The sequence below is a fragment of the Clostridium saudiense genome, from assembly GCF_000577815.1.
In the GTDB taxonomy this organism is placed as follows: domain Bacteria; phylum Bacillota; class Clostridia; order Clostridiales; family Clostridiaceae; genus Clostridium; species Clostridium saudiense.
The window spans coordinates 80,849-95,135 of record NZ_CBYM010000001.1 but is presented as its reverse complement, the minus strand read 5'-3'; the positions used below and the strand labels follow the sequence as shown (position 1 = coordinate 95,135).

The following is a 14,287-nucleotide window of genomic DNA, read 5'->3' as shown; positions in this document are numbered from 1 at the left end:
ATTCAAATATTATACATTTAATATTTTGATTTTCTCACTGTTTCTCCTTCATTATCACTGATACTTTTTTGATCTTTATTGACTTTAAACATATAATATATTTGTACAAAGAAATAAGAAATGTACACAAAATAATGATTGTCTAATATTTTAAATAAGTCTTATTTAATATTGTCAACAATAATTTAAAATTAAAATAAATGAAAGAGAGTGATTTTATGACAATTTATAATTATGACAAACATCAAGACTACAAATTTGAATATAAGAAGGATCATATCTTAGTTGATAAATTCTATACTACTACCAACAAATATGCACCTTATACTTCTATGATGTCTAAAAGTGATTTAACTGAGGAAGAGTTTGATAATATATGTGAAGATTGGTATGTTAGAAAGCATAGAGAAGAAGCTGCAAGAGCAAACCATAAAAAGGTTAGCTAATAAATATAACCATGGAAGAATTTTGTAATTTAAATAAAAACTGTTGCAACTTATAACTTTGCAACAGTTTTTTTATTTGCTATATACCATTTCTATCTTTTTTCTTTTTAAGTAACTCACTAGTATTAATAGCTTTAGGCTTAGATTTTTCTTCACTCTTCTTTTTTACCTTAGGTTTCTTCTCTTTCTTGTTAACTTTATCCTTTATATTATCATTAGATATATCTGGAGTCTTTATATCATTTTTATCTTTTTCTACTGCTAATTCTTCCTTAATCAAACTCTTTTTATTAACTTCCTTTTTCTTATTCTTATTACCAATTTTAATATACTTAGAAAAATCTAAATTCAATCTTCTATAAACTATATCTAATAAGAATAATATTAACCCTAATATAAGAAGTGGATTAGTTAAATTAATTTTCTTATACTCCTTTTTAAGCTTTCCTTCAAAAACCTCTTCAGGCTTATTTATAAAAGATCCATTAGTTTCACTTACAAGAGAATCTAGTTTAACTGAATTAGTATTAAACTTATATTCATCAGAATACTTAAGAGCAAAAGCTCCTTTATAATTACTAGTTATATTTTCTCCCTCTTGCTGCCTAATGTTGAAATTATAAAATCCTAAATCACTTAATGGAACATTTGCTTCAAATTTTCCTGGTTCAGTTTGAATTAAAGTAAACTCACCTTGAGTACCATCATCCCCATTATAAACACCAGTTACTTTAGTATCAGAATCAACATTATCATTATAATATTCAACCTTAGCTTCATTCCCATCTTGGGATATAAATAAATTACCCTCTTCACCATATGATGGTATTGCATAATAAACTATATTTTTAATTAATTGAGCACCATACTCCCAAGTTAAATAATTTTTACTCCAACTTCCATCAATATCACTTGTAAAGCTTGCTGTTTTCCCAATTCCATATTGCCTTACTGCAAGTATTGGTTCATCTCTATTAGAGCTTAATATTTCAATTGCATCGTCCTTTAAAGATGTCCCTATATACCCAAGTAATGATGGAAGCCCTTCTGATGTCTGCACTCCTGCTAATACTTCATGATTACTTACTACACTTGGTGTGAATTCTTCGTTTATTATATAAGTTCCTACAGACATTAATACTTCTTGAGCAAATATTCTTGGAATATCTGTATAAATGTCAGTATAATAACTTCTACCATTTCCTGCTGTTGCTAAATCACTTAAAAGACTTGAATTAGAATCACTTCCAACTGCAACCGTTGATAATGTTATATTTTCATTATTAAATTTTTGTATAAGTTCCTCATAAGTTGAATAAGGAATTGAATCTTGTCCATCAGTTAATAAGATTGTGTGCTTTATTTTTGCATCACTTTCACTTTGAATATTATATCCTTTTTCAAGTGCCGGATATATTGATGTTCCACCTCTTATTTGTATTCCTGATATGAGCTCCTTTATATAATCCTTATCAGTAACTTTTTGAGTAGGAACTACAACATCAAAAGTATCATCAAAAGCAATTACTGATATATCATCTATTTCCCTTAAATTATCTATAGCCTTCATTGCAGCTTCTTTTGCAAGTGTTAATTTACTAACTCCTCCACCTTCAGCGCTCATACTCCCAGACTTATCTATAATTAAATTAATACTTATAGAAGGGACCTCATTTTTACCTTTCTTATCCATATTTACAGGAAGTATAGTTTCTAATGCTGTATCTTTATATCCTCCAAGAGCATAGGAATCCTCACCACCAAAAGTAACAACTCCACCGCCATAATCCTTAACATAGCTTTCAATATTATCCATAAAACCATTAGTTAAATCATCTTTATAAACATTATTTAGTACTATTACTTTATATTCTAAAAGTTCATTTAATGTACTTGGTGATGAGCTTGGAGAAATAGTTTTAATATTAGCCCCACCATTATTTAATATTTCTTCTAGTGCTTGCGAATCCCCCCTTACACCATTTATTATTAAAACATTAGGTTTATCAATTACATTTGTATAAGCACTATATTCATTATTTATCTTATTAGTATCACCATCTGCTTCAACTGTAACTCTATAACTCTTAAATCCCCCACTATTTTGAACATCCCTAAAAATAAAAGAATTACTTCCTTTTTTTACTTCTACAACTTGTTCTCCAACTTTTTCTCTCCCACTAAAAAGAGTAAGTTTTGCTGAGGTTGAATAATTAGACTCTAAATCTATTTGTACAGAAAATTCTTCCCCAATAGATATATTGTCTGGGATAGTTACACTATCTACATAAACCTCATCACCACTTTGCCCACTAACTTTATATACTTTTAAATCTATGTTTTCAGCATTAATTAATGGAATAGATTTTAGTATATCTCCTTTATTTTCTTCTCCATCAGTTATAAGAACTATTCTCTTAGATGCACCATCTTCAAATAATGTTATTGCTGTTTCTACTGCACTTTGGATATTGGTTGCTGTAGAAACTGGACTGGAATTTAAACTTTTATACGAAGATTTATTATCTATAATTTTATCTACTTTTGCATTATCACCAAATAATATTACTCCAGCTTTATTTCCCTTAGGCATTATTTCTAATGCATTATTTATAAAACTTTCACCATTATTTTTAAAAGAACTAATACTTTCTGAAACATCTAATAAAAATACTGTTGAAATGTTTTTCCCCTTAATACTTACTGTTATATTAGCAAATGATAGCAGTAATAAAGTAAAAATAATTATTCTACTTATTAATATTAATGTATCATCTTTACTGTTACTTCTAAACTTTTTCACACTATAGTAAATAAAGAAGATAAGTATTGGAATTAATATTAAAAAGTATAAATTTCCTATATCTAATTTCATTTTTATCTCCTCCTAATTACCTTTCTTGTATAATATCCATTCAAAAGCAACTATTAACATAGCTAGTAATATGAATATTGGTGCTAAATTAACCCCACTTTTTAAGTTACTTTTGCCATCAACTATATTATCATTTTCTCCAATTGTTTCTATTGAAGTATCACTTTCACTGGAAGTTGGGAAGTTTACCGAAAAACTTTCTTTATTATCATTTTGATTTATTTTATATACACCTAAAGCTAATTCTCCTTTTAATTCTTCGCCTGATTCTAAACTTTTAATATCTCCATTAGGGTAAGATATATTTATTTTACTTTCAAAGTCTGAAGATTTTACTACTATTTTTTCTCCAGCTTTAAAATTATTACTATATACCATTCCTGTAGAAATTAATTCTTCCCCAAGTTCATATACAAGAATCGGAAATTCTTTTTTAAGTGTAAAATCAGTTGAATGTAAATCAAAAGATAATGCTGCTATTTTTCTATTACTTAATTCACCCTTAAATCCAATAGAATTATTATCTACTGTAAGTATATTAGTACCATAATACGGCGTTTCTATTATGTTATATTCTGATAATGTAAATTGTGTATCTTCTAAATAATTAGAAACTTCTCCCTTAACAGCTTTAGCCTGACCTATTTCTCCACCCTTTAATACATTAAAGAATTCATTAGAACTAGGATTTATAAACAATATGCTTCCCTTACTTGGCATAGCCTCTGGCATCTTATTATCAAATACATAAAGGTCATACTCATCATTTCCTATTATATTAGATGCATCATTAGTTTTATAAACTTCTGTATTTTCAATAACTCCAAAGGCCTTTTCTAAAAATACATTTTCATCTGTAACTAATAATATTTTCTTTACCTTATTTTCACTAACTACATGATAATAAACATTATCCTCCATTAATATATCTTTTCTTGATAACTCCCCTTTTAAGTAATCAGAATTTAAAGCATCCAATTCAAAAGATAAAGTTTTACTTTCACCAACTTGTAGAGTTAACCCTTCTACTAAAGCTAATTCCTCACCATTATATAATGAAAAATCACCTTCATATAAACCATCTCCATTATTAGTAACATTAGCAATTACTTTAATCTTATCATCTACAAATTTATGTGAAATATTATCTATAGAAGCATTTAATCCACTATTCCCCAAATAAACTATTCTTCCATTTATATCCGAAATTGTGGCTTGTTTATCAGTAAAAATTAATGCTTCATATTCTTCTCCTATTCCATCACCTATAGCATTAACAAAGGATATTACATCATTTATATCTCCACTGCCATAGCTTTTACTTATTTTATCAATAACAGAATTGGTATTAGCTTTATTAAATTCCCCATTTAAAAGTAAATTTGAAGTTCCATCATAAGAAATAATATAAGCATTTGTTCCATCTTTAGTACTATTTAAATATTCCTTTGCAATCTCTTTCCCTTGTTCTAGCCTACTCTTATCTCCATCATATATTGCATTCATACTTGCAGTATTATCTATTACTATTATTACATTTTTATAGCTCTGCCCTCCTATACTAATAAAAGGACTCATAAGAGCTAAAATTACACTTAAAATTATTATAATTTGTAATAATAGCATTATATTTTTCTTGAATTTTTCCCATGGTGTATTGGCCCTAGTATTTTTATAAACTTCCTTCCATAATAAAGATGAAGATATGACTTCTTCTTTATATTTACGCTTTAATATGTAAAGCATTATTACTGGAGGAATAGTCAAAAGTAAAAATAATGGCCATAAATTAGTAAAGCCCATATTTCTTCCCCCTAATACAATACTTTTCTTTTACTAAATTCATTTAAAATTATTTCCTCTATATTCATAGACGAATTAACAGTTATAAGCTTTCCACCGTATTTTCTGACTAATGCCTCAATACTATCATTGTATTTTTTTAAAGTTTCTTTATAATCCTTTATTAATGCTGGTGTAACACTAAGCTTAATATTTTCACCTGTTTCGCTATCAACTAAAGTTATTTCATTATTAAATTCAGGATTAATTTCTTCTTCACATAATACTTGTACTAATATTATTTCTTGTTTTTTATAAGCTAAATATTTTAATCCCTCTTCTAAACCTTCTAATCCTGAATTATTTAAGAAGTCTGATACTACAATAGATATTCCTCTCAAATTTAAATGTCTTTTTTTAATGCTTGAGCTTAAATCTGTACTTCCATCAAAATTAATATTTTCAAGATCTCTCAATATTTTTTGAAACCCTTTATTGCCAGTGCTTGTCTTTAAATTTTCTATTACTCCATCATTCATGGTGCTTATATTAACTCTATCAAGATTATTCAATGCAATATAACTTAAAGCCGCTACTATTTTTAAAGCTGTCTCTTTTTTGTTATATTTTCCATAATCCATAGATTTACTTTTATCAATAAAAAAGTTAAATAAACCTTCTCTTTCTTCCATAAATACTTTTACAAAGAATTTATCAAATCTTCCGTAAGCATTCCAATCTATCCTTCTAAAATCATCACCTGGTGCATATTCTCTATAATCTGAAAACTCAACTGATACCCCTTTTGCTTTTGATTTTCTTCCACCTTGAGTACCTCCACTAAGCTTAAAATTAATATACATATTAATTTTATTTAGCTTTTTAAAGAAGTCCTCATTAAATATCGTTTCCCTCATTTTTTACACTACCTTTAAGTCTTCTAAAATTTTAGAAATTATATCTTCTTCATTTAATCCTTCAGTTATTGCATCAAAATTTAAGATAATTCTATGTCTTAATACTGGGTATGCCAGTTCTTTTATATCTTCAAATGATACATTTAATCTACCTTCCATTACAGCTCTAACTTTTGCTCCTGCAATAATACCTTGTGCAGCTCTTGGTCCTGCTCCTGCTTCTACATATTTTTTAGCTATCTCAGCTCCATATTCTAGTTCTGGATGGGTTGCAAGTATTAACTTTAAAGCATATTCTTTAACTGGTTCTGCAATTTTAATTTCCTTAATAATATTTCTAAGTTCTAATATTTCACTACCTTCTAGTACATTAGAAAGTTCTAACTTGTTATTAGTTAATGTTAAATCCATTATTTCTTTTAATTCATCTAAATTAGGAAATTCTACATTAAGCTTAAACAAAAATCTATCAAGCTGGGCTTCTGGAAGAGGATAAGTACCTTCTTGCTCTATAGGATTTTGAGTTGCTAATACCATAAATGGTTTTGGCATCTCATAAGTTGTTTTACCTACTGTTACTGTTTTTTCTCCCATTGCTTCTAAAAGTGCAGATTGAGTTTTAGGAGTAGCTCTATTAATTTCATCAGCTAATAAAAGATTTGTAAATACTGGCCCCTTTTCAAACTTAAATACTGTGTTATCATTTTCTTTAACTACAATATTCGTTCCTACTACATCAGCTGGCATTAAGTCTGGTGTAAATTGTATTCTAGAAAAATTTAAATCTAACACCTTTCCAATTGTTTTAACTAATTGAGTTTTTCCCATTCCAGGCATACCTTCTAAAAGTACATTTCCTTCTGCAAATATAGCTATTAATACATTTCTAATTGTATCCTTTTGCCCAATTATTCCTTTACTTATTTCTTCTTCACATCTTTTTATCTTCTTTGAAACTTCTATAATTGATACTTCATTAATTTCCATCTTTGCCACCTCATAAAATTTTCTAGTTAAATTTATTAATATTTGGATTAATTTAATTGCTCAAAATAATTTTTTATAATATCTTTTAAGCTTTGTGGTAAATTGCTATTATTAGCTCCTTCTAAAGCACTATTACTATAATCACCAATTACCTTATCGTAATCTATCTTTTCTCCACCTATATTCATCCCAGTTTGATTTTCTATTCCTTGTGAATTTCCATTTTCATTTTTATTACCAGTAAGATTCCCATCTTCACCTTCATTTCTTCCTGGAATATATATTTGCTCACCTTTAGAATTTTCTAAATCATTTTCTTTGCCTTCAGTACTACCAGTATTCCATCCCGTTCCAGAACCTGCCCCTGATCCATTTCCACTTGATCCGCCTTGCCCTTCACCACTTCCAGAACCTGAGCCTTGACCATTACTAGATCCTTGTCCTTGACCTTGATTTTCTCCTGATTCTGATGATTGCGAACTACTACTTTGTCCAGTACTATTACTTATTGATTTTGAAATAGCATCAGATAGGCTTTCGCTATCAAGTTTTTTATCTAGCACTGAATTTGAAGCATTTTTCAAAGCTTCTGCTAATTCTTCATCACTCATTTCTAATGCTGCATTTTTTAAGGCTTCAGAAAGTTCACTTAGCTCTGCACTACTCATATTATTTAGTTTTTTTTGAATTTCTTCTAATTCTTTATTTATACCTTCTGTATCTCCATTCATCATTGCTTCTGCTAAATCTTTACTTTCTTCTTTTTTCATAAGCTCATTTACTAATTTATTTACATCTTTTTTAGCTGTATCTTCTTTTTCTTTATTAAATTCATCTAATAATTTCTTTTTAGCCTCTTCCAATGCTTCTTTAGCTTTTTCTGAAGATAATTTTTCTTTTTTATCTTCTAACTTTTTTTCTAAACGTTCTAAAGTCTTATTTAATTCAGACTTCTTTTCACTTTCTTTTAATTCCTTAACTGCATCTTCTAAAAGCTTTTTAACTTCTTCTTTTTCTTCCTCTGATAAATCTTCTGACTTTTCTATTTCCTTCTTTTCTTTTTCAACTTTTTCAATAACTGATTTTTGGTATTTATCAAACTCTCTTATTTTTTGTGCTTCTTTTCTTGCAGTAGTAGGCACAAACATTACTAAAATACACATAATTACTAGTGCTAAAACTAATAGTACTTGCTTTTTATCTATATTCATCTTAATATTCTTTTTTATATCAAAGTTTTTAATATGACTTACTGTATCTTGCTTTTGCGCTATTGACATATTATCATTACACTCTATAAGTCCTAATGAAGTAATAAGCCTTTCATCTAATCCTTTTGAATCCACCATAAGGGCGATTTGATTCTTTTTCGGTGATTTAATAAATCCAAAAATTAAAATAATTACTAGTCCTATTACTAATATTCCTATACAAATTTCTAAGACATAAGGAATGCTTATAAAAAGTGATATTAAAAGCAAACTAAAGATTAAGCATAGCAGAATTTTCAATCCTACTATGCTTAAATTTAATAAGAAGTTTGCTTTAATTCTTTTAGAAGCCTTATTTAAAAACATTAAAATAGCTTTATCTAAAGAATCCATTTTACTACTCCTTTACTTTTTTAGATTTACTTTTTCTTTTCTTCTTTAATGGATTAAGTTTTATTGCTGCTAAATATATAAATAATATAGAAAGCCCTAATTGCACTGCTATTGAAATATATTCTGAATATGTGCTTATTCCAAATTCAGATATTATAGACTCAAAGCCCATACCTGATCCAACTTGATTTAATAGTAAGCTTGCAAATCCCACTATAGGGCTTAAATACACTATAGGAGATGCTTTAGGTACTGTAGATGTATAATTTCCACTCATATTCATTTGGTAAACAGTCACAATAAGTATTACCCAGGTAATAACAATAATTCCTATATAAATAAGTAAAACTAATCCATATGTTAATGCTGTAGCCGCCTTAGAAGTTTTTACATATGTAGAAACAAAAACTCCTATTGAACTAACAAAAATTGTGTTAATTATAAAAAATACTACCAACCATAATATATTAGTAAGCTTAACACCACCAATTAATGCTCCTATTGCATAAAGCGGCATTGTTGAAATTATAAGAACTATAACTCTTAACGATGAAGCCGAAACCTTTCCTAGAATTATTTGTAATGGTGTCAACTTTGATGATAGCAATATGTCTAATGTTTGTTTTTCCCTTTCTGAACATATTGCAGTTGAACTTAATGCTGGAACTATGAAGAGTAACAATAAAGCTTGACCAATTGCCATTACAACATAAAATATAACCGATGATTCTAAATCTAATCCACTTGAAAATATTCTTGAATTTAATGAAGTATAATAAATCATTACTGCTATTGATAAGGCAGCTATATATGCAAATATCATAAGTGTAAATTTAATACTTCTTACTGCTATTTTACTCTCATTTCTTAATACTGGATTTACTCTCATAATTATACCTCCTCATCACTATCTGCTGTAATTTGAATGAATACATCTTCTAAATTACCAACTGCTCTACTGTAATTTAATATTGGAATATCTTTTAACACTAAGAACTTTAAAAGATTGCTTATAACTTCATCATCACCTTTTATATTAGCAGTAATCTTCTTATCATCAACCTTAATGCTATCTACATATGGTAATTCTTTAAGAGCTTTAACTGCATCCTCTTCTTTATCTAAAACAGTAAATACTATAGGTGAAGCCCCTGCTGCTCTTGTCATTATTTCATCAACAGTTCCTTGGCAAACTACAACTCCATTTTTAACTATACCAATATTAGTACATACTTCCCCAAGCTCTGGTAATATGTGAGAAGAAACTATAATTGTTTTACCCATTTCCTTTAAGTTTCTTAATATCCCCTTCATTTCATATCTAGCTCTTGGATCCATTCCTGAAGCAGGTTCATCTAAAATTAAAAGATCTGGATTATGAACAAGACACCTTGCTAAACATAATCTTTGCTTCATCCCTCTTGATAATCCATCAACATAGGCGTCATATTTATCTTCTAAATTAACTAATCTAAGTAAATCCATAGATAATTCTCTTGCTTCTTTTCCAACAATCCCATAAATTGAAGCATAAAACTCTAAATACTCAATTGCTTTTAAATTATCATAAACTCCAAAGAAATCTGGCATGTATCCAATTTTATCTTTTAATGCCTTATTATTTTTTATTGCATCTATTCCATCAACATAAACTTCTCCACTATCTGGTGATAAAAGTCCTGAAATAATCTTCATCGTTGTACTTTTTCCTGCACCATTTGGCCCTATAAAACCAAATATCTCACCTTTTTTAATCTCTAAATTTAATCCATTTACAGCCTTAAAACTTCCATATGATTTTTCAAGATTCTTTATAACTAACATTATTTCTCCACCCCTTTTATCATTAATTTTGGAGCTGCATTATTACCATCATTGCTAGCTACAATCTTTATTTGTATCTTATTATTTAAAGTATAGCTTCCATCATTTGATATCTTATAGCTTCCTGATGATAAACTAAATTTTTCATATTCATTTGTATTATAATTGTATATATAATACTCTCCATCAACTCCATATTGATATCCCCATCTATCAGTACCTGAATTAATAGTAATTTCTTTTACATCTACGTTAGTATCAATATCATATTCTAAAATTACATCACCATAACCATAAATATATCCTTCATAATAATCAAAGTTTGCTGTATCAGCTATAGAAGCAATATTGTACTCAAAATATCCTTCTGGAAAATTTAAATTTCCATCTTCATCCTTAAAATCTATATCTGCATCTTGTACTACCGCAGTTAAATCATAATTTGAAATTGATTTATTTTCTATTTTTAAACTATAATCAACCGGTAAGTCAGTAATAGCAATAATTTTTGTTTTCGCTCCAATATAATTACCATTACTTAGTAAATATAATAATGAAGAATATCTTTCTACATTTTTAAATTTCGGATCTCTCTTATCTACAGAATCATCCCATTGTGCATTATAATATTCATTTTGAATACTATCTGCATATCCTTGAATTCCATAACTATTTTTTATTTCTGCTTCTGAAATAGAAATTTGTTCTCCTGTACTTACTTCACCTAAATCCCATACACTCTGCCCAGATACTATAATTAATTTTTTAATATCATAGTCTAAATTATTTTTAATAGTTCCTTCTAAACTTCCATCTTTAATTTTTAAAGAGTTTTCTATTTTAGGTAATACTATTTCTTTTCCTGAAACCTCAAATTTATTCATTTCTGATACATTATTGGCTACTGTAAAATATGAATTATCTTTTATATATGTTGTTTTAATTTTTAAAGTTTTAGTTTCACTACTTGTATCTCCATAATAATAATAGTCATCAGAAATATACTTCATATTTAAATTTTCTTCTTTTTCTATCTTTAAATTACCTTTATTTTTACTTCCAATACCTATATATCCATTTATTTGCCCTTTTCCGTTTTCATCAGTTGATATAATATTAACTGAGTTTACTACAACATCCTTAAATTTCATCTTACTTCCTAATAAATAAATTAATATAGTAAATATTACTGCTGTTATAGGTATAAGTATCCATGTTAATTCATTTCTTTTCATCTTCTTTAAAACAACATATAAAACTATTCCAACTAAAACTGCATATGTTGCAAGTATTATTCCTAATGTTACTGGGCTTACTACATCTTGAACTGGAATATTTCTTAACATATAACTTGCTTGATAGCTTGATGAATTATAGCTGCCATTATAATCTTGTTGATAAATCTTATCAAACGTTTCTATCAACATATTTTGTAACATTAAAGTTGCATCACTACTTGATATAAAAGGCTCTAATCCTAAATCAAATGTAGTTACTAAAATAGTTCCTGCACCTCTATCTAATGAATAAACTAACTTATTTCCATAACTGTTATTTGTAACGGTTGCTCCCTCTAAAGTTATTTGTGATAATATTAAATTTAAATTTTCATTAGTAATAGCAACATTTCTTTCAATAGTTCCTTCTGAAGAAATATTTAAGAAGTTCTTATTTATGTTAGTTATTGTTTTACTTTCATTTGCACCTGTACCAATTATTAAAGTTCCACCTTCATTAACCCAATTATTTAAGGAACTATAATGATCTTCATTTAAATTGGCCATATTATAGTTATTTATTACTATTAAATCTAATACATCTATATTTAATCCGTTTTCACTCAGATAACTTTCATCTATATTAACGCAATTCATTCTTCCTACATTTGAATAAGAAGAATCAAAATAAGTTATATCTCCTAAATACCCTAATGCAGTAGCATCATCAGTTAATAATCCTGTTAGTGCATTTCCCTCACTTACTCTTCCAGAAGAAACATGAAATTTTTTTTCATATAAAACTTTATCATTTTCCACTAAACAAAGTGTTCCACTATTATTTCCATCTAAAAATTTCACTGGAATTGTTACACTTACACTTTCTCCAACTTTTGCGTAAACTTCCTTTGAATATGAGTTATATCCTCCTGCATAGTCAGATACTATCCTTAGCTCTATTTCTCCATTAAAATCTTTTTCTAAATTATTTATTTGTACAGTAACTGGCATATATTTTTGAGCCTTATATTTTCCATCTATACCATAACTTATAGTCAGATCATACTTATCATCATTTTTACTTGCATTTACCTTCATATTTGGTGCAATTAAATTAAAGATAAAGACTAATAAAATGGCACTAAATATTTTTATATTTTTTACTTTCATTCATCCTTCCCCCATTTTTTACATTATTTTACCTTTGCATATTATCCTATCATATTCTACCTTATTTTTCACTAATTATCTTTTCTTTTCCATTACAGTTTTCTTAAAAATTTCTTAAACTATTTTATATTTCATAAAAATAAATCTATATAAAAAAATATTACTGGAAATCAAATTTTCCAGTAATATTTTTCTAGAACTAAATTATATAAAATTATTTACAGTCTTAAATTTTCATAAATTATTTTTTATTTTTTACTATGGCTACACCACTTAAAATCATTAATATTCCTATTAATATAAAATTACTTCTACCTGTATTAGGTAATTTATCAATAGTATTTTGGTTTATCTCTTCTTTATTAGGTATAGTTGATGGATTAATTGGTTTATTAGTATCAACTATATTTGCTTCCTCATCTGGTATTGGCATTGGATCTAAATCTGGTATTTGTGTTGGTTTTAAATTTTTTATATTTGTAAATTCTACCGTTATTATTTGATTTGCTTCAATTTTTCCAGTTGAATTGCTTGAAGTTACTTGGTATTCTTCATTATCACTTTCAATTATTTCATACTCAACATTTGCTGGTAATCCTATTGCTTCTTTGCTTTCATTATCTCTTAGTTTAAAAATTGAAACTCCATTTTTAAACTCCATTTCTCCATACTTTCCATTTATAGTTTTATCTGAAAGTATTACTGTATATGTAAATTCTTTTGTTTTATCTGCTGCATTTCCTGATACTTTATTCGTTACTTTCAAATCTCCACTTGAAACATCTCCATATGTAAATTCAGTCCACAAATGTGTTCTATTTGTATAAAGTCCCGTCATTTTTTGATACTTTTTACCTTTATATTCAATATCTTTTAAAGGGGAATACTGACTTGGTTCTTTTGCCCACATTATATTACTCCATATTCTGAATTCTTCATCACTTTCAGGCATATGATCTGAAACAAAAACATAATCTTGATTTCCATAAATATTATCTACTGATCCATTCATTAATGAAATTCCATCTGGTAAATCTAATATATACATTCCATTATATTCATCAGGCTCTTCTATTCTAAAATTCCCACTATACCATTTTCCATCGCTTCCTTGAGTAAATTTAAAATCACTTTTAACTTCAATTTTATCACTTAAAGGTTCTTCTGCAAGAATAATAAAATCAGAATTAGCATACTGCATGAAGACTTCACCAAGTTTATAATTCGATATATCATTTAAGTTATTAGATGGAACTCCATAATCATACATCAATTTCCAAATTGCACTTTGAGTATTATTATAGGCTTCTTCTTCAGTAACATAATAAGAATCTAAATACATATATGCAAATGCCTCTAGTGGGTTATCAAAATTAATTAAACATATTACTGCTTTATAAAATGGGTTAACCATAATATCTGGTTTTGTTAAACTACTATTTATATTAGTTTCTTTCGTCATTAA

The 14,287-nt window shown here is 27.5% G+C and carries 10 protein-coding genes; 1 reads left to right on the top strand and 9 read right to left on the bottom strand.

Going from position 1 to position 14,287, the window contains the following annotated elements:
- Nucleotides 1-218: 218 nt before the first annotated feature.
- Nucleotides 219-446, top strand: a complete 228-nt coding sequence (locus tag TY07_RS00525; protein WP_042393715.1) for a hypothetical protein — start codon at nt 219-221, stop codon at nt 444-446.
- Nucleotides 447-525: 79 nt separating this feature from the next.
- Here TY07_RS00525 and TY07_RS00520 read toward each other — a convergent pair whose 3' ends face one another.
- The 9 genes from TY07_RS00520 to TY07_RS00480 form a co-directional block, all read right to left on the bottom strand.
- Nucleotides 526-3,321 (bottom strand): VWA domain-containing protein, encoded by a 2,796-nt coding sequence (locus TY07_RS00520; protein WP_042393713.1) that lies wholly within the window; start codon nt 3,319-3,321, stop codon nt 526-528.
- A 12-nt stretch (nt 3,322-3,333) separates the two neighbouring features.
- A complete protein-coding gene (locus tag TY07_RS00515; protein ID WP_042393710.1) occupies nt 3,334-5,124 on the bottom strand; it encodes a vWA domain-containing protein in 1,791 nt (596 codons plus the stop codon).
- Nucleotides 5,125-5,135: 11 nt separating this feature from the next.
- On the bottom strand, nt 5,136-6,020 hold the full coding sequence (locus TY07_RS00510; protein WP_042393707.1) for a DUF58 domain-containing protein: 885 nt from the start codon (nt 6,018-6,020) through the stop codon (nt 5,136-5,138).
- A 3-nt stretch (nt 6,021-6,023) separates the two neighbouring features.
- A complete protein-coding gene (locus TY07_RS00505) occupies nt 6,024-7,007 on the bottom strand; it encodes an AAA family ATPase (protein ID WP_042393704.1) in 984 nt (327 codons plus the stop codon).
- A 47-nt stretch (nt 7,008-7,054) separates the two neighbouring features.
- On the bottom strand, nt 7,055-8,611 hold the full coding sequence (locus TY07_RS00500; protein ID WP_042393701.1) for a hypothetical protein: 1,557 nt from the start codon (nt 8,609-8,611) through the stop codon (nt 7,055-7,057).
- Nucleotides 8,612-8,615: 4 nt separating this feature from the next.
- Nucleotides 8,616-9,500, bottom strand: coding sequence for an ABC transporter permease (locus TY07_RS00495; protein ID WP_042393698.1), 885 nt, complete (start codon nt 9,498-9,500; stop codon nt 8,616-8,618).
- 2 nt (nt 9,501-9,502) lie between these two features.
- A complete protein-coding gene (locus TY07_RS00490) occupies nt 9,503-10,435 on the bottom strand; it encodes an ABC transporter ATP-binding protein (protein ID WP_042393695.1) in 933 nt (310 codons plus the stop codon).
- Nucleotides 10,435-12,822: a hypothetical protein gene (locus TY07_RS00485; RefSeq protein ID WP_042393692.1), complete on the bottom strand. Its 2,388-nt coding sequence runs from the start codon at nt 12,820-12,822 to the stop codon at nt 10,435-10,437. Before TY07_RS00485 ends, TY07_RS00490 begins: the two co-directional genes overlap by 1 nt.
- A gap of 241 nt (nt 12,823-13,063) precedes the next feature.
- Nucleotides 13,064-14,284 carry an LPXTG cell wall anchor domain-containing protein gene (locus TY07_RS00480; protein ID WP_052330559.1) on the bottom strand — a complete coding sequence of 407 codons (1,221 nt, stop codon included), beginning with the start codon at nt 14,282-14,284 and terminating at the stop codon, nt 13,064-13,066.
- Between the last annotated feature and the right edge of the window lie 3 nt (nt 14,285-14,287).